The 17,732-nt window shown below is 68.0% G+C and carries 13 protein-coding genes; 5 read left to right on the forward strand and 8 right to left on the reverse strand.

The window, feature by feature from the left end:
* Positions 1-354: 354 nt before the first annotated feature.
* Positions 355-1,023: a pyroglutamyl-peptidase I gene (gene pcp, locus Bequi_RS12640; RefSeq protein WP_249738296.1), complete on the reverse strand. Its 669-nt coding sequence runs from the start codon at positions 1,021-1,023 to the stop codon at positions 355-357.
* Between the two features lie 34 nt (positions 1,024-1,057).
* Between pcp and Bequi_RS12645 the strand changes: the two genes are divergently transcribed.
* Positions 1,058-1,714: a GNAT family N-acetyltransferase gene (locus Bequi_RS12645; protein ID WP_249738297.1), complete on the forward strand. Its 657-nt coding sequence runs from the start codon at positions 1,058-1,060 to the stop codon at positions 1,712-1,714.
* 216 nt (positions 1,715-1,930) lie between these two features.
* On the opposite strand, the gene Bequi_RS12650 is transcribed toward Bequi_RS12645, so the two are convergent.
* Positions 1,931-3,571 (reverse strand): serine hydrolase domain-containing protein, encoded by a 1,641-nt coding sequence (locus Bequi_RS12650; RefSeq protein ID WP_249738298.1) that lies wholly within the window; start codon positions 3,569-3,571, stop codon positions 1,931-1,933.
* Positions 3,572-3,724: 153 nt separating this feature from the next.
* On the opposite strand from Bequi_RS12650, the gene Bequi_RS12655 reads away from it, so the two are divergent.
* Together Bequi_RS12655 and Bequi_RS12660 are read left to right on the forward strand one after the other, a co-directional pair.
* Complete coding sequence (locus tag Bequi_RS12655) at positions 3,725-4,462, forward strand: glutamine amidotransferase (RefSeq protein ID WP_249738299.1); 738 nt, start codon at positions 3,725-3,727, stop codon at positions 4,460-4,462.
* Positions 4,463-4,475: 13 nt separating this feature from the next.
* On the forward strand, positions 4,476-5,396 hold the full coding sequence (locus tag Bequi_RS12660; RefSeq protein ID WP_249738300.1) for a GH25 family lysozyme: 921 nt from the start codon (positions 4,476-4,478) through the stop codon (positions 5,394-5,396).
* A gap of 4 nt (positions 5,397-5,400) precedes the next feature.
* On the opposite strand, the gene Bequi_RS12665 is transcribed toward Bequi_RS12660, so the two are convergent.
* On the reverse strand, positions 5,401-5,937 hold the full coding sequence (locus Bequi_RS12665) for a GNAT family N-acetyltransferase (RefSeq protein WP_249738301.1): 537 nt from the start codon (positions 5,935-5,937) through the stop codon (positions 5,401-5,403).
* Positions 5,934-6,635 carry a pyridoxamine 5'-phosphate oxidase gene (pdxH, locus tag Bequi_RS12670; protein WP_249738302.1) on the reverse strand — a complete coding sequence of 234 codons (702 nt, stop codon included), beginning with the start codon at positions 6,633-6,635 and terminating at the stop codon, positions 5,934-5,936. The genes Bequi_RS12665 and pdxH overlap by 4 nt, the downstream gene beginning before the upstream one ends.
* Before the next feature lie 230 nt (positions 6,636-6,865).
* On the opposite strand from pdxH, the gene Bequi_RS12675 reads away from it, so the two are divergent.
* Positions 6,866-8,083: an acetyl-CoA C-acetyltransferase gene (locus Bequi_RS12675; protein ID WP_249738303.1), complete on the forward strand. Its 1,218-nt coding sequence runs from the start codon at positions 6,866-6,868 to the stop codon at positions 8,081-8,083.
* Positions 8,083-9,333: an acyl-CoA dehydrogenase family protein gene (locus tag Bequi_RS12680; protein ID WP_249738304.1), complete on the forward strand. Its 1,251-nt coding sequence runs from the start codon at positions 8,083-8,085 to the stop codon at positions 9,331-9,333. Before Bequi_RS12675 ends, Bequi_RS12680 begins: the two co-directional genes overlap by 1 nt.
* A 323-nt stretch (positions 9,334-9,656) precedes the next feature.
* Here the strand turns inward: Bequi_RS12680 and Bequi_RS12685 are convergent, their stop codons facing one another.
* Genes Bequi_RS12685 through Bequi_RS12700 form a run of 4 tightly spaced genes read right to left on the reverse strand, consistent with a single transcriptional unit; the run spans position 9,657 to position 17,538 of the window.
* Positions 9,657-11,537, reverse strand: coding sequence for a DUF4365 domain-containing protein (locus tag Bequi_RS12685; RefSeq protein WP_249738305.1), 1,881 nt, complete (start codon positions 11,535-11,537; stop codon positions 9,657-9,659).
* Positions 11,538-11,582: 45 nt separating this feature from the next.
* Positions 11,583-14,690 carry a type I restriction endonuclease subunit R gene (locus Bequi_RS12690; protein ID WP_249738306.1) on the reverse strand — a complete coding sequence of 1,036 codons (3,108 nt, stop codon included), beginning with the start codon at positions 14,688-14,690 and terminating at the stop codon, positions 11,583-11,585.
* Positions 14,687-15,967 (reverse strand): restriction endonuclease subunit S, encoded by a 1,281-nt coding sequence (locus tag Bequi_RS12695; RefSeq protein WP_249738307.1) that lies wholly within the window; start codon positions 15,965-15,967, stop codon positions 14,687-14,689. Before Bequi_RS12695 ends, Bequi_RS12690 begins: the two co-directional genes overlap by 4 nt.
* A complete protein-coding gene (locus Bequi_RS12700) occupies positions 15,964-17,538 on the reverse strand; it encodes an HsdM family class I SAM-dependent methyltransferase (protein ID WP_249738308.1) in 1,575 nt (524 codons plus the stop codon). Before Bequi_RS12700 ends, Bequi_RS12695 begins: the two co-directional genes overlap by 4 nt.
* Positions 17,539-17,732 lie beyond the last annotated feature (194 nt).

Raw genomic sequence — 17,732 nt, forward strand, 5'->3', positions numbered from 1 at the left:
TGGATCCACAGTTATCCACACCGTTGTCCACCAGTGGGGATGAATGACAGGTCTGTAGTTCTGCAGGCGGCGGGGCTTCGTTGTGCCTGTAAGAGGCTCAACCTCGCCCTTCGGCACCAGGCCCGAGGCCGCTGATCCACTGTGCGAGCGGGGTCATCCCCCTGCGGTCCACACCCCCCGGCAGGTTCTCCCCAGAGTTATCCACAGCTGGGGATAATGACAGGTGTGTGATTCCCAGGGAGCGGGTCGCGATGCCGCTGGCGACCCGTCCCTGGACCGCGCCCCCTGGCCACAGTGCTCAGTGCTCAGTGCCCCGTGCCCCGTGCCCCGTGCCCAGTGCGCAGATCGCGTTGCTCAGTGCTCAGCGCCGCCCGCGACCGCGATGTCCTCGGTCGCGGCGAGCGCCGCCTCCACCATCGCCACGAGGGAGCGTGCGGCGTCGTCGGCCGAGACGACGTCGGCCGAGGGGACGTGGATGAAGCCGCCGCGCACCCCGTCGGCCCCCGCGCCGCTGGCGGCGAGGTGATGCTGGAGGCGGTAGAAGATGTCGTTGCAGACGAAGGTGCCGGCCGTCTGCGAGACGCTCGCCGGCACCCCGGCGTCGCGGCTCGCCTGCACCATCGCCTTGATGGGAAGGGTGGAGAAGTAGCCGACGGGCCCGCCCTCGGCGCTCGGCGCATCGACGGGGGAGGCGCCGGCGTTGTCGGGGATGCGCGCGTCCTGGATGTTCACGGCGACACGCTCGGGGGTGATGTCCGGGCGTCCCGCCGCGAGGCCGACTGCGACAACGAGCGTCGGGCGCACCTCGGCGATCGCCTCGAGCAGGAGGTCGCCGGAGCGGCCGAACTCGACGGGCAGCTCGCGCTCCACGACGTCGATCCCGCGCTCGCGCAGCAGCGGGGCCGCACGCCGCACCGCCTCCCAGGACTCGTTGGAGGCGGCCGCGTCGAAGGGCTCGAATCCGGTGAGCAGCACGCGCGCGGCAGCGTCAGCAGGAGTGGGGGAGAGCGGTGATTTCGTCATGCTGACAGGATACAGACGGCCCTATACTGGCCGAATGTCCGATCTGTGCTCGCTCTTCCCGCCGTTCGCGCTCGAGATCCAGGCGGGTGATCTGACCCTGCGCCTGCTGCGCGATGCGGACCTCCCCGAGTACACGGACCTGCTGCGCCGCCCGATCTTCGCCGACGAGACGGCCGACCACGTCTTCCCCTGGTACGCGGTGCCGGAGCAGGAGCGGATCCGCGGCGCGCTCGCCTTCCAATGGTCGCTGCGCTCCGGCCTCAGCGCCGAGAAGTGGGCTCTCGCGCTCGGCATCTGGGCCCACGGCGAGCTGATCGGCTGCCAGGACCTGAACGCGACCGATTTCGCCCGCCGCCGCACGATCGGCTCCGGGTCCTGGCTGACCCTCGATGCCCAGGGGCGCGGGTACGGGAAGCTGATGCGCCAGGCCGCCCTCGTGCTCGCGTTCGACCACCTTGGGGCGCGGCGCGCGGAGTCCGCGGCCATCCTCGGGAACGCGCCGTCGTTCGGGGTGTCCCGCAGCTGCGGCTACGCGCTGAACGGCTCCGCCGTCGTGCTGGAAGGCGGGAAGGTGGTGGAGCACCAGGGCTTCGTCGTCACCCCCGAGACCTTCGTGCGGCCGGAGGTCCCCGTGCGCGTCAGCGGGCTCGGGGCCGACCTGCGGGCGATGCTGGGGGCCGAGGAGCGCTGAGCGGCTGGCCCTGCAGACGCCGCGCTCTCGGCAGACTCAGCCGCCGAATCGCTGCTGGGCAGCCTGCCTGCCGATCCCGAGCGTCGTGCCCGGCCGCACGCGGCACATGAGGATGATCGAGAGGTCGCCGTCCCGCAGAGCGCCTGCCACCTCGACGCCGCCGCAGCCCGACCAGGCGCGGCTCCCCGCCGCCCCCGCACACCGCACCAGCCCCGCTCACCGCGGCGCCTGCACCCGCTCCGGCAGTGCGAAATCGGCGGTGGGCACGAGCAGCTGGCCGGTGTCCCACAGCCCGGTGCAGCGCAGCGTGCGAGCCCCGTCGGCCCCCTCGCCCTCCCCGGCGGTGAGGCGCGCGAGCACGGGCTCCGCCCAGGAGCCGTAGCCCGCATCGCCCCAGGGCATGAGCGCGACGACGCTCGCCTCCGGATCGGCGGGATCCTTGCGCACCCCGGCGACGGCGAGCTCGAGCGCCCCCTGCGCGGGGTCGAGCGCAGCCGCATCCAGCATGAACAGCCGGTCGCCGAGCACGGCGAGGCGCGATCGGCCCCACACGCAGTCGAAGGTGCCCACGACGGCACTCGCGATCTCCTGCGCGCTCACCTCGCGACCGTCGATCTGCACGCCGTCCTGCTCGGCAAGCGGGGCGGGGCGCTCGCGGCCGTTCCCGGCGCCGCCGAGCGCGCCTGCGCTCTCGTGCGCACCGGCGTCGGGGGCGGGGCGTCCGCTGGCGAGCGCCAGCAGGCCCAGGATCCCCGCGGCGATCGCGGACGTCGGCGCGTCGATCGAGGTGCCCAGCACGCTGATCGAGAGCTTCTCGGCGGGAGCGGCCCAGGTGCGGGTCAGCCCCGTCGGGAACCCGCCGGAGTGGGCGAGCACGTGGAAGCCGTGCAGCGTCCCCTCCTGCAGGCCGAGCCCGTAGTGGCGGCCCTCCGCGACGGTCCAGACGCGCCGGCGCATCTCGCGCAGGCTCGCCGGCTCCAGCAGCGCACCGCGGGTCAGCACCTCCCCGGCGAACGCGGCGATCGCGCTCGCGGTCGCCCAGAAGCCGGTCGCAGGGGCGAGCGCTCCCGTCGGGATCTGCTCGACCACGCGGCGCTCACCATGCAGAAGGCCCGTGTGACCAGCGGCGAAGCCGTGCGGGTCCTCCGCGCCCGGAGCATCCGCGGGCAGGTCCGGGCCGATGGGCATGTCCTCTCCGCCGGCGCCGACGGGCGCGAGCACCAGCTCCGCCACGGCCTCGGCGAAGGTCTTCCCCGTGACCTCCTCGATCACCAGGCCCAGCAGTCCGTACCCGATGTTCGAGTACTGCAGGTGAATGCCCGGATCGCTGACCACGGCGCCGTCCTTCGCCATCGCGATCAGCTCGTCCCGGTCCGGGAATCGACGCTCCAGCTGCCACCAGCTGGCGTCGGCCCCGTCGCGCGTGATGCCTGCGGAGTGGGAGAGGAGGTCGCGCACGGTGCGATCCGCGACGGGCGTGCCCGCGAGATCGGGCACGCACTCGCCGAGGGTGTCGTCCAGGCGCAGCAGCCCCTGCTCGCGCAGGCGCATGATCGTGAGAGCGCAGAACATCTTCGAGTGCGAGGCGATGCGGACCCGGTGCGTGGGCAGCAGGTCGATCCCGGCGGGCGCATCCGCCGCGCCCTCGGCCGCCTCCGCCACGATCTCGCCCTCGTGCCACAGGGCCACCTGCACGCCCGTCAGCCGGTGCGCCGCGCGCAGGTCCGCGAGCCAGCCCGGGAGGATCGCTGAGACGTCATCCACCGCGGAGCGCACCAGGTCGCGGGACTCCTCGGCCGTCGTCGCGGCGGCGCTCTCGACAGGAGAAGGGCTGGTGGGGGAGGGTGCGTCGGTCATGGGGGTTCCTTCCGCAGGCGGCGTCATCGGCGCCATCGATCCTAGAGGGGCGGGGCCTGTCCTGGGCTTCCCGCCTTGACCGAGGTCGCGTCGGCCCGCCGCCCAGGGCCCACCCGATGCGACACAACCTCCACCGTGCGACACAATGTGCCCATGCGCCCGTTCCTGCTCATCGCGACCCGCCCCGAGGATGACGCCGCCCGCGGCGAGTACGAGGCGGTGCTGCGCTTCACCGGTCTCGAGCCTGAGCAGCTGCGCCATGTGCGGATCCACGACGCCCCGCTGCCCCCCATCGACCTCGAGGAGATCTCAGGGATCATCCTCGGCGGCTCCCCGTTCAACACCTCGGACCCCGACGAGGAGAAGTCGCCCGAGCAGCGGCGCGCGGAGTCCGATCTCGCGGCGCTGCTGGACGAGGTGGTCGAGGCCGACTTCCCCTTCTTCGGCGCCTGCTACGGCGTCGGCACGCTCGGCGTGCACCAGGGCGGGCTGATCGACCGCACCTACGGCGAGGCCGTCGGCGGGGTCACCGTGACGCTCACCGAGGAGGGGCTGGCCGATCCGCTCGTGCGCGAGGCGGGGGTGCCCGCGCAGTTCACCGGATTCGTCGGCCACAAGGAGGCCGTCACGCAGCTTCCCGCGCACGCGGTGCTGCTCGGCAGCGGAGAGAACGCGCCCGTGCAGATGTTCCGGGTGCGCGAGAACCTGTATGCGACCCAGTTCCACCCGGAGCTCGACGCCGCCGGCCTTGAGCACCGCATCCGCGTGTACCGCGATAACGGCTACTTCGACCCCGCGGAGATGGAGGATCTCATCGCCCGCGTGCGCGAGGTCGACACCCATCACGCCGCCGCGCTGCTCGGCGCCTTCGCCCGCCGCTACGCGCGCTGATCCGCCCCGCCCGATGAGCATCTCGCCACCGCCCGGCGCCCACTCCCGCCCTTCGCCGCGCCCCCGCCGCTTCACCCGCGAGGAAGTGCGCCGACGCCAGATCATCGCCGTCGCCGGGCTCGGCCTCGTGCTGCTGCTGGCGATCGGGTCGTGCGCCGCGCTGCTCGGCCGCGGCGATCCCGGTGCCAAGGCTCCCGGAGTGCTCGATCCGACGGCGACCGCCCTCGGCGATCCGTCCCCCGCTCCCCACCGGGCCGACGACGACGCGATGGTCGCGCCCGACGTCCCGACCGATGCGCCCGCCCTCGCGCAGCTCCCCGCGGGCACGGTGCTCGAGGACGGGGAGGTGCTCGGCATCGACGTCGCCAATCACCAGGAGCAGATCGACTGGAAGGCCGTGCGCGCGGACGGCGTCTCGGTCGCGTACATCAAGGCCACCGAGGGCTCGGGCTACATCGACCCGGAGTTCGCCGACAACTGGCGCGGGGCGAAGTCCGCGGGCGTCACCCCCGGCGCCTACCACTACTTCACGCTGTGCTCCCCGGGCGCTGACCAGGCCCGCGACTTCCTCGCGGCCGCTCCGGTCGACGACTCCGCGCTGCCGCCCGCCCTGGATCTCGAGTTCGACGGCGCGTGCGACGCCCGGCCCGAGGCGGCCGACGCCCAGGCCGAGGTCGACGCGTTCATCGCGATCGTCGAGGAGGCTTGGGGCCGACGCATGGTCATGTACTCCTCGAGCGACTGGCGCTCCCACTACGGGCTGCCGTCGGCCGAGGGCCGCCCTGCCTGGCTCTACAGCGACGCGGGCCGACCCGAGTATGAGTGGGCGGTGTGGCAGGTGCGCTTCGACGGCAGCGTCGACGGGATCCAGACCGACGTCGACATCGACGTGGTGCGCCCCGAGGTGCTGCGCGAGCACGCGCGCATCGGCTGACCCCTCAGCGCACCATCCGGATCTCGCGCAGGCCGTCCAGCGCGGCGTCGTGCTTCACGGTCCCGTCGGGCGCGAACCCGATCTTCTCGTAGAAGCGCTGGGCCCGCGGATTCGGATCGGCGACCCACAGGAACGCGGGGCGCTCGCCGAGCAGCTCCCCCACCAGGGCCTGCGCGACCCCGGTGCCGTAGAACGACGCCAGCACGTTGAGGGCATGCAGCTCCTCGGCGCGCGGCGCGGCGCTGACCCCTTCCGCCTCGCGCGCCCGGCCGGCGAGGGCGAAGCCGACGGGCTCGCCGGTCGCGGCGTCGCGGGCGATGCGCAGGCGGGAGCGGATCTCCGTGTCATCCCACTCGGTGAGGATGGCGGTCCACATGGCGATGCGGCGCTTGAGCGCCGCCGGGCTCCAGAACTCCTCCGGCATGAGCCCGGTGTAGGCCTCGCGCCAGGTGCGCACGTGCACGAGGGCGAGCGCCTCGGCGTCTTCCGCTGCCGGCACCTCGATGGTGAACAGGGGCGATCCCGCTGCGGAGGTGCTCACGGCTGCAGCCGCTCCCGGCTCCAGGAGCCGTCCGCTCCGAGGGTGAAGACGATGCGGTCGTGCATGCGGGAGGCGCGGCCCTGCCAGAACTCGATCCGCTCGGGGCGCAGGCGGTACCCGCCCCAGTGCGGGGGTCGGGGCACGGTCTCGGAGTCCGCGAAGCGCGCCTCCGCCTCGGCGTACTGCGCATCGAGCGCCTCGCGGGAGGCGACCGGGCGGGACTGGTCCGAGGCCCAGGCGCCGATCTGCGAGCCGCGCGGGCGGGAGGCGAAGTAGTCGTCGGCCTCCTGATCGGCAGCGTCCGTGATCGCGCCTTCGATGCGCACCTGGCGCTGCAGCGCGTACCAGGGCAGCAGCAGGGAGGCCTGCGCATCGCCCGCGAGCTCGCGGCCCTTGTCGGACTCCTTGTTCGTGAACACGACGAACCCGTCGGCATCATGGGCCTTCAGCAGCACCGTGCGGGTGCGGGGGCGCGGGGCGGGGCCGGTGAGGTCGACCGTCGCGAGGACGACGGCGGTCGGATCGGGCAGGTCGCCGTGCTCCTCGCGCCGCGCGAAGGCGTCCTGCATCCACGCGTCGAACAGGGCCAGCGGATCCGCGGGCGCCTCATCCGCGAGCGATCCGGCGAGATAGTCGGTGCGATCGGCGGCGAGGTCGCGGGCGGCGCCGTTCGCGCCGCCGGGGGTGAGGGGGGTCATATGCCAAGTGTAGATGCCCAGGTGAGAGGCGTGCGCGGCGTGGGGAGTTGTTTCCGGATCCGCGGAACAACTGCGAACAACTCCTGAAACACCTCGCCGAACAACGGCCCGCGGCGCTCCCGCCACTGGACGCCGCACCCCTGCGCCGCCACAATGGACCCAGTTAGTAGTACGCGCGGTATCACCTACCGCCCGCACCACCTGCCCGCATCGTCGCCCAGGAGGCACCCATGCCCGAGGCCGTCATCGTCGCCGCCACGCGCTCTCCCATCGGCCGCGCCCGCAAGGGCTCCCTCGCGTCCCTGCGCCCGGATGAGCTGGCCGCCCAGACCATCTCCGCCGCGCTCGACCAGCTCGAGGGCTTCGATCCGCGCACCACCGACGACCTCCAGCTCGGCTGCGCGATCCCCGAGGGCTACCAGGGCGGGAACCTCGGCCGCACCGTCGCGATCCGCCTAGGCCTCGACACAGTGCCCGCAGCGACCACCACGCGCTTCTGCGCCTCGAGCATCGAGACCACCCGCTCCGCCTTCCACGCGATCCGCGCGGGCGAGGCGAAGGCGATCATCTCCGCGGGCGTCGAGTCGATCTCGATGAGCACCGGCAAGCTCATGGAGGAGGACGCCCGCGACCCGTACTTCCGCAGCGCCTGGGAGCGCACCGCCGCGCGCGCGAGCCGCGAGATCCCCGCTCCCTGGCACGACCCGCGCGAGGACGGCCAGGTGCCCGACGCCTACATCCTCATGGGCCAGACCGCCGAGAACGTCGCCGAGCTGCGCGGCGTCTCCCGTGCCGCGCAGGACGAGTACGCGGTGCGCTCGCAGAACCGCGCCGAGGCCGCGATCGGCTCCGGCTTCTACGCCCGTGACATCACGCCGATCACCCTGCCCGACGGCACCGTGGTCAGCGCCGACGACTCGCCCCGCGCGGGGGTCACCCTCGAGGCCGTCTCCGCGCTCGAGCCCGTGTTCCGCCCCGGCGGGACGGTCACCGCGGGCAACTGCTGCCCGCTGAACGACGGCGCCGCCGCGCTCGTCCTCATGGCCGACGACCACGCCCGCGACCTGGGACTCAACCCCCTGGCGCGTGTGGTCGCGACCGGCGTCTCCGGCCTCAGCCCCGAGATCATGGGCCTCGGCCCCGTGGAGGCGACCCGCCGGGCGCTGAAGCTCGCCGGCATGACCATGGCCGACATCGACCTGGTCGAGTTCAACGAGGCCTTCGCCGCGCAGGTGCTCCCCGCGGCCGACGACCTCGGCATCGATCACGACAGGCTCAACGTGCACGGCGGCGCGATCGCGCTCGGCCACCCGTGGGGCTCGACCGGCGCCCGCATGACCACCACCCTGATCCACGGCCTCCAGGAGCGCGACGGCGCGCTCGGCCTCGCGACGCTGTGCGTCGGCGGCGGCCAGGGGATGGCCCTCATCATCGAGAGGATGAACTGATGACCAGCGTGAACAGCTCCGACGAGGCCGCGATCGTCGGCCAGAGCGTCGACCTCGCCCCCGATCCTCTCGCGCCCGAGGCGGACTTCTACTCCCTGTTCGCCGACGTCGCAGGCGATGATCTCGAGGCCTGGCAGACCGCCCGCTCGCTCGCCGCAGAGGTGCTGCCCCGCATCAACGACTGCTGGGACCGTGCGGAGTACCCCACGGATCTCATCGGCCGCCTCGGCGAGCTGGATCTGTTCACCGACGGAATGGACATCCCCGGCCACCGCCGCCTGAGCCCCCTCGGCACGGGCCTGGTGAACATGGAGCTGTCCCGCATCGACGGCAGCGTCGGCACGATGGTCGGCGTCCAGGGCGGCCTCGCCCTGCGCTCGATCGTGCTGCTGGGCTCGGACGCGCAGAAGAAGCGCTGGGTCGAGGAGGTTGTGACCGGTCGCGCCTTTGCCGCCTTCGCGCTCACCGAGCCCGATCACGGCTCCGACTCGGTCTCGCTCGAGACGGTCGCCCGCCGCGACGGGGATGAGTGGGTGCTCAGCGGCGAGAAGCGCTGGATCGGCAACGGGGTCGACGGCCAGCTCACCGTGGTCTGGGCGCGCGTCGATGATCCCTCCGACGAAGCCCTGCACGGGCAGGTCTCCGGCTTCCTCGTCGAGCAGGCTCTCCCCGGCTACGAGGCCGAGCGGATCACGGGCAAGGTCGCCCTGCGCGCCATCCACCAGGCGCACATCCGGCTTCGCGACGTGCGGATCCCGCTCGATGCGCGCCTTCCCGAAGCGCGGTCCTTCAAGGACACCTCGCGCGTGCTGTTCGCGACGCGCGCGGGCGTCGCCTGGGGCGCGCTCGGCCACGCGATCGCGTGCTTCGAGGCGGCGCTCGAGCACGCCCGCACCCGCATCCAGTTCGGGCGGCCGCTCGCGAAGGCGCAGCACGTGCAGGTGCGCCTCGCGGATATGGCGCAGACCCTCACCGCGATGCAGCTCTACTGCCACCGCCTCGCCCAGCTCGAGGAGGGCGGCGCCCTGAGCGCGGAGCAGGCGTCGCTCGCGAAGGTCCACAACACCCGCGCCGCGCGCAAGATCGCGGCCGACGCCCGCGACCTCCTCGGCGGCAGCGGGATCCTGCTCGAGAACCACGTGATCCGCCACATGGCCGACATCGAAGCCCTCCACACCTACGAGGGCACGGACACCATGCAGTCCCTGATCGTCGGGCGCCGGCTGACGGGGGTCAGTGCGTTCGTGTGAGTGAGGGCGCCCGTGAGGCATTGGCCTGCTTAGAGGGCCCGGCCTATAGCGCTCGTCACCGGGAGTCTTAAGCACGAGAGCTCCCGCATATGCGGGGACGCGCTCCCGTCCAATGAATCCGAGGATGCAGCTCCCGCGGAAGAGTTGCAACTTTGTCAAGGTGTTGGAATTGTGCCTATCATTCATCCCTAATGTCCGGCAATCCAGGCTGAGTGACCTCCCGCGACTTCGAGTTCGCTACACCCGTAGGGTTCTTTCACCGCTTTATGATATCGGAGGCGTCGGATGACATCGAATTCATGAATCGAATTGCACTCCTGATATTATGGCAACCATTTTATGACGTTAGGAACGTCCCCTTTCGAATAATCGCGAATGACCACAGGATCGGGAGGCATGGTTTGAATATCCGTCCAACACCTGAGAGCCGTGTCCCTTAGGTAGGTCGCAGCGTCAGGGGGAAGGATGTCACACACTTGGTCGAGCGTCCCGTACGCCTGCGAGCCCTCATGTCTCCAGGCTAAAACCAAAATTGGATTCATGGCCTGCGCAAAAGGCCCGTCGGCCTCAAGGCTCAGCCCTCCCGCCGCGAGCGGCCAGACGTTCTCAAACGAGTCAGAGTAAAAAGCCATCAGCTGTATCAATTGCTTCAGCAAATCGAATTCTTGAGAGGTTCCGTCAAGCGCCGAGCTTATCCGATCTTCCAAGGCATTGCGGGCCGGGAGATGCTTCTCGTTCAACTCGAGAGTTTTCAGTGCGAGCAAAAGCAATACCCACGGTGCTCCTTCAAGCTCGTCCAGGTTAGGGGTCACTTCCTCGAGCTCGAGGATCGCATCCCCGACATTCCCGGCATGTGCTAGGGCGTCCGCGAGGCGGACTCTGCACAGGTTCCGGTGCCGCTCGTCTTCGGCGACATCGTGACATGATACGGCCGCACGATAGTACTTAGCGGATTCTTCAAATGCACCATTCTCAAAGTGGGTAGCTCCCATTTCGGCGTTAAAATAGCCGCGGGTAACATATGTGCCATCAAGCTCGGCTGCCCAGCTATAGAACATAATTGCCGCCGAATAGTCGTGCTCATTATTGAAGAGATGATTCGCCAGGGAGTACGACATGGCTGCCGCGGCTTCCACTCCGCGGGCCTCGGAAATGCGAGTGATCGCCCCTCGAAATTCTTCGAGATCCCGGTCCGAAAACGAGCTCTTTCCGTGAAAACCAGCCGACATCTTCAGGCACTGGTGGAAGAACGTCAGAATAGCTTCAGGCGCAACAGCGCTAGGAAGGAGTTGCAAGAAATAGTTTTTTCGCCGACTTCGAGCAACTGAATCTTCGATAACAAGGCAGTTGCCGGGAATCGCGGCGCCGTCAGTTACTGGTGCGGCCTCAAGTACGTCTAGTGCGAGCTCATCGAAGCCCAAGCGGCTGAGGGGGCGAGCCATGAATGTGAGCACGAGCCCGCACATTTCGCTATCGGACATGCCAGTTTCAGGTATTGATGCGCTGACGGAACTACGCACAAAGTCTATAAGAAAAGCGGTGTCGGAGATTTCAATCCACAAGATCGCCTCGTGCTTGAAGGGGACGAATTGGATCGGCAATCCAACCTCGCGAAGTAAGCTTTTAACTCTTGCGACGACGGCGGATCGCTTTGGGCTGGTTCGGTCATCTATGTATATCGGCAATGACGTTAGACCGCTTCGGTCTGTGACCAGGCGGAAGCGTTGCACCTCCGCGTGAATGGAATCAATTGTGTGCTTGTCGATGCGGCTCGATTCGGGCCAATAGATGCGCACCTTGCCTGCGTCATTATCCTCGGCCTTCCACACGAATCTGTGCAGCCAAACGGCGCGAAACTCTAAAACCTCTTCATGGTCATCCAATAGCGCCATGCAGAGAAGGGCCGGATCTTGGAGGCGGTCAAGGTAATTGAGCGTGGAAGTTTTTAGTCGCTCACTAATCGTCCCGTCTTGTCCAACTTTGCGCGCCGTTGATTTCAGCTGGACTGCACAGGTGTCGCCGGTTGCTGTTGCGGAACTCGAGCCATCAAGTTTCGAGAAAAATTCGAGACGAAGGTCCACGCCATAATCGGTCGCCGTACTATTATGGACCTGCCATTCCGGAGGTAGCATTCTCTCGAAAGCGCGCCTCGATACGTCCTCCTTCTGGTGGTTCAACGGACGTTGCGGCATCTGTTCGACCATGACGGCCTTCCCTGATTGTTTGAAATGAACTCTTTGAAGGTGCTTCTAAGTGATTTGCGCTCCATTCCTAAGCCGTTCATACAGCCCCATGTCCAGCAGCATGCTCCGCACCTCTGGCCAGGCCATCTCGCGCAGGTGCTTGACCACGGCGTTCGAAGACTCCTCCACGTTCCACACCGCACCCTCGATCACAGTCTGCATGCCGGGGGAGAAGGCGAAGTCAGCCCGGGTGTTGGCTCCAGCGACGGCCTGCAGGGTCTGGTCTGACGCGACCTCCGCGAGCAAGGCCTCGACGCCGCTGATCTTGTAGTCGTCATCCACGTCGAGTCCGCCGAGGTAGCGGTTGAGCTTCTCGACGATCTCGCTTTTACGCTCCCGCTTGCGCTCCCGGGCGGAGGCAAGGCCTGCCTCGGTCATGCCGTCGAGGCCTTCAGGCTCTCCTTCACTGATCCGCAGGTCCTCTTCGCGCACCTTCTCGAGCTTGTAGTGGGTGAGCACGATGTCGGAGACGTCCACCTGGCCGGGGTCGGTCTGCTCGGTCGTGAAGTCCCGCAGCAGCCGGCTCAGCAGGCCCGCGAAGGCCGCGAACTTCTCGAACCGAGGGTTGCCGTAGTTGATGAACTGCGAGAAGAAGTCGTAGGCCTTCACGTACTGCGCGAGCGTCGCCTTGTAGTCGATCAGGAGGTCACGCTCTGCGGTGTCGTTCTCGAGGATCGCCCGCCTCCAGCGGTCGCCGAAGCGGTCCACCGCGGGCTGCAGGCGCGCAGTGACCGCGCTATGCCGGGCGCCGCTGCTGCTCCATTCCTGCCAAAAGAGATCGATCTCCACCGGGGTCGTGATGCCGGTGGCGTCGAGCTTGGCCATGAGGTTCAGCACCAGCTCCGGATCGGAGTCGTTCCTGATCTGGGCGTCCTCGTAGTACTCACGGAACGCCGCGAGGATAGTCTCGGGATCGTTCACGAAGTCGAGGATGTAGGTGTCGCTCTTGCCGGGCGCCATGCGGTTCAGCCGCGAGAGGGTCTGCACGGCGGCGATGCCCGAGAGCTTCTTGTCGACGTACATCCCCACCAGCAGCGGCTGGTCGAAGCCCGTCTGGTACTTGTTCGCGACGATCAGCACGTGCTCGTCGGGCCCGGCGAACACCTGCGCAAGGTCCCGGCCGCGCAGCCGTGGGTTCTCGGTCGCCTCGGTGACCGTCGGCGCTTCAGCGCCCGGGAGGGCGGTGATGTCGGGGTCGGGGACATCTCCTGAGAAGGCCACGAGCGCGTGCAGGTCGTGCCCCTCCTCCTCGCTGATTCGCGCGAACGCTCGCGCGTACTTCACTGCGGCCGCGCGGGAGTCGGTGACGACCATCGCCTTGGCGCGCCCGCCGAGCTCGGGCTTCACGGCCGCCGTGTAGTGGCGGATGATCTCGCGAACCTTCTGGTCGATGTTCGTGGGATGCAGGTTCACCGCCTGCAGGTATGCCTTCGACGCGGTGGACGTGTCCACGTCGATGTCCTCGCCGCCCGCCTGCAGGGAGATCTTCGCGGCGCGTTCGTATGTCGTGTAGTTCTTCAGCACGTCGAGGATGAACCCCTCCTCGATCGCCTGCTTCATCGAGTACAGGTCGAAGGGGACGGGCGTGCCATCAGGCCCGGGCCGGCCGAACTTGTCGAGCGTGGTCGCCTTCGGGGTCGCGGTGAACGCGAAGAAGCTGATCCGCTGATCGTCGTCGGCCCGGGAGGCCATCCGCACCAGTGCATCCTGGTCGGCGCCGGGCTCCAGCTCGTCAGCTACCTCCGGCGGGTCGTTCAAGTACACGACGCTGCGCACTGCCGCGGATGCCTTTCCGGACTGAGAGGAGTGGGCCTCGTCTGCGATGACGGCGAAGTTCTTCCCGGCGAGCACGCTGCCCTCCTCCTGCATCGCCTTCAGGGCGAAGGGGAAGGTCTGGATGGTGACGCCGATGATCGGAGTGCCCGCGGTGAGAGCCTCGCGCAGCTGCTCGGTCTTCGAGCCGCCGGAGCCGCGGGTGATGGCCTGGAAGGTGCCGGTGGTGGTCACGAGCTGGTCCACCGCGTCCTGGAGCTGACGATCGAGCACTTGGCGGTCAGCGATGACCACGACGGTGTCGAACACCTTGGTGCCGTCGGCCCGGTGGAGCGAGGCGAGGCGGTGCGCGGTCCAGGCGATCGAGTCGGTCTTGCCGGAGCCTGCGGAGTGCTGGATCAGATAGTTGTGCCCGGGGCCCTCCTCGCGCGCCGCCTCGGTGAGAGCAGTGACAGCCCGCCACTGGTGGAAGCGGGGGAAGCGGATGCTGCGGGTGTCGGTGACCTCGCCGGTGACCGGGTCCTCGCGCGTCTCGTGGCTGACGTAGATGAACTTCGCGAGGATCGTGAGCCACGTGTCGCGGGCCAGCACCTCCTCGTAGAAGAATCTTGAGCCGACCTCGGGTGGGTTGCCCGCGCCGTTGTCGCGTCCCATGTTGAAGGGCAGGAAGCGCGTGCCAGGCCCTTCCAGCTTGGTCGTCATCGCGACTTCGCGGTTGGTGACGACGAAGTGCACCAGCGCCCCGCGCAGGGGCGTGAGCAGCGGCTCGCCCTTGGGGTTGCGGTCTCGACGGTACTGGGCGATGCCCTCAGCGAGCCCCTGGGTGAAATCGGTCTTCAACTCGATGGTGGCGACGGGGATGCCGTTGCAGAACAGCACCAGGTCGATGCGGTCGCTCTTCTTCTTCGAGTAAACGACCTCCTGCACCACGCGCAGCCGGTTCTGCCGGTAGCGCTCGGTGATCGAAGGATTGCGATCATCGGCTGGGGGGATCTGCAGGAGCTTCAGCGGGGCGCGCAGCCCGATCATCTCCACGCCCTTGCGCAGCACGTTCAGCGTTCCGCCGCCGTGGGCCTCGTCCGTGGCGAGCATCTTCGCCACGCGGTCGAGGATCTTCTCCTCCGCCTTGGCGCGGGCTGGGCCGACGAGCGTCTTCGGGACGAGCCGCTCATATCCGTTGGGGTCGGTGCCCTGCAGCCAGTCGAGGACGTCCTCCGGGAAGAGGGCCCGCTCCTTGTCGTATCCGGCCGACGTGCGCGAACGCAACCAGCCGTTCGCTTCCAGGTGGGAGGTGATCTCATCCTGGAGGGCGAGTTCCTGGTGGACACCGGACGTGCTCATGGCAGCTCCTTGATGTCGTCCTCGAGCTGCTCTGCTGCAGGACGATGCTTAGCGGTGACGTCGATCTGGCCGGTGACCGCGGCGGTGATGAGTGCCGCGCGGCGCTCCTTGGCAAGGTTAATGGCACGGGCGATTTCGGTCTCGGTGGCGCGGGCCTCGCTCCCACTGCGATCAAGCCGGTCTGCGATCTCTGTCTGCTCTGAAAGAGCGAGGAGGGGTACCGGGGTGACAGCGACTTTCTCAGCTGTGAAGTGAGGCATGGATGTTGTTGCGGCGACCGACTTTATGTACCCTCGCACTCGAAGGAGTATCAGCGAGTAAGTGATGAACCGGCCGTCGACCCCCGGTCGGGGGCGTACTCGGACGATCGAGTTCTGGAAGCCGGTGTCCGGAATGTCTTCCGGGAGGTAGGCGGCTCGACCGTACCCGCCTTGCCCGCCTTCGACGATGATGACGTCACCACCCCGAAGGTCGAGAGCTTCCTTTTCGGCGTTCGTGAACCTCATTGTCTTCACGTCCGTGAGGTCGATTCTCCCGAGGGGCTGAACGTTGGCGGCTCGGAGATATCGGTGGGTCTCGCCGGGCTCGCGGTTCCGGCTCGAATCGAGCATCTTGCCAAGGGTGATGGTTCCTAGGCGCTTAATGGGTGCAAGGCCATTGCCGCTGGTTAGGCCATCAGCGCGTTGCGGGTAGGGGATTCTTGCGGATAGCTCGCTCTCGAACCGTTCTGAGGTACGCTCGGCCAGCGCGGACAGCTCGTGGATTAGGATGTCAATCTCGGTGGTCTCGTGGTCGAGGTAGTCGACGATGGCGTGCTGACGCTCAAGTCCGGGGAGCGGAACTTCCAGGTCGCGGACGAAGGGTTCCGCGACGCGTCGAAGTCCCCCTGCTCCGGTCATGGACGAAATAGCGGGCGCGCGGAAGGTGTCCGACTGGAGGAGCCACGCAAGGTAGTCGCGGGAGACGCCGGGGCGGGGCCTCAGAACCGTCAGCTCGGTCGTGGCGAACGCGGGCCCCTTGAGTTCACTGCCGACCAACCCCTTTCCGTTCTCGAAGCACGGAGTCACTTTCGCGTAGGCGACATCGGTCGGCTCGACATACGAGTAGCCGGAGAGCAGGTCATCGACGGGCCGGAGGGCGGGCTCGGAGGGAGCTCCGAACTCGTGGATCGCCTCCATCGGGTACAGCGGGAACTTGCTCGTCGATCCCCGCACGCTGCTCGGGGGAGATGGGTTGAACTCCGCGGCGAATCGGAGGCGCGTGGTTGGGTGCTTCACCCCTTCACCTCCTCAAGCCGAGCCCGGATCCGCCCCAGCACCTCGTCAAGGTCACGGTCGATCTCCTCGAGCGACCTGGGCGACACGTACTCGTAGAAGTGCCGCGTGAAGGGGATCTCCGCGCCCTCCTTGGTCTTGGCGTGGTCGATCCAGGCGTCCGGCACGAAGGGGATCACCTCGCGCTGCAGGTAGTCCTCCACGTCCTCGTCCCAGGGAACGTTCTCCGTGTCCCGCAGGGACGCGTCGGCCTCGGGCTGCCCGCCTTTGCCGGTCACCAGCTCGCCCTGCTCATCGTGCTCGCTCAGCTCGCTGATCAGCACCTTCATCTGTGCGGGGGTGAGCTTCACGCCGTGCTCGTCCAGCGCCGCGCGCACCGCCTTAGTGAACTCGTCCCGGCTGGTCGAGACCACGCCCGCACTGCTCTCTGCGAGGTCATCGAGGGCATTGCGCAGCGCCGTCTGCTGATCGTCGGCCAGTTTCGCGAACTGCTTCGCCGCGAGCGCCCGCTCGATCCGCTCGGGGCTCGCGGCATAGTTCCGCCGCATGGGCCGCTCTACCGTGATGGTGCGGTAGAAGAAGTCCTCGCATCCGAAGATCTTCGAGTGCTTCGACTCCTCGAACGCCCCGTAGAGCTTCGTGATCTGCTCGATGTGCTCCTTGGTCAGGTAGCGGCGTTTGGAGCCCACGGACTTCCGCATCTTCGCGAACATGCCGGTCGCGTCGATGAGCTGCACCTTCCCGCGGCGCTCCGGGGCCTTGTCCTTCGCGAGGATCCACACGTAGGTGGCGATGCCGGTGTTGTAGAACATGTCGGTGGGCAGGGCGATGATCGCCTCGAGGAAGTCGTTCTCCAGCACCCACTTGCGGATGTTCGACTCGCCGGAGCCCGCCCCGCCCGTGAACAGCGGGGAGCCGTTCAGCACGATCGCGCCGCGGCCGGCCGTGTGGTTCGGCTCCTCGGGCTTCGCCTCATGCAGCGTCGAGATCAGGTGCATGAGGAACAGCAGCGACCCGTCGGAGACTCGTGGCAGGCCTGCGCCGAAGCGGCCCGCGAAACCGCGCACCGTGTGTTCTTCCTCCACGACCTTCTTCGACTGCTTCCAGTCCACGCCGAACGGCGGGTTCGAGAGCCCGTAGTGGAACTTCTGCCCGCGGAAGGCGGGGTTCGTGAGGGTGTTGCCGAGCACGATGTTGTCGATCGGCTGGCCCTTCACCACCATGTCGGCCTTGCAGATCGCGTACGAGGCGGGGTTGATCTCCTGGCCCAGCAGGCTCACCTGCGCGTTGCGGTTGAAGTCGGTGATCCTGTCGTCGGCGACCGACAGCATGCCGCCGGTGCCCGCCGTCGGGTCATAGACGCTGCGCACCACGTGGTCGCGGCCCAGCGTGCGATCGCCATCGAGGAGCACCGTCACCATCAGCTCGATCACCTCGCGCGGGGTGAAGTGCTCACCGGCGGTCTCGTTGCTGGCCTCGGCGAACTTGCGGATCAGCTCCTCGAAGATGTGCCCCATCTGTTCGTTCGAGACCGTGCCCGGGTGGAGATCCACCTTCGCGAAGTGCTGCAGCACCTGCAGCAGCAGATCGTTCTGTGCGAGCTCGACGATGGTGTCCTCGAGCTTGTACTTCTCGAAGATGTCCCGGGGCCTTGACCCTCGATCGTGGACACGGCGTCGGTTCGGTTATGCCGCTTCCGCGAGGGTAGCGGACGTGGTCGCCGCGTAGGCGTTCTCGTAGTTGTTCGGGGTGATCTGGCCGATCGCGG

It is taken from the genome of Brachybacterium equifaecis, from assembly GCF_023509525.1.
Taxonomy (GTDB): domain Bacteria; phylum Actinomycetota; class Actinomycetes; order Actinomycetales; family Dermabacteraceae; genus Brachybacterium; species Brachybacterium equifaecis.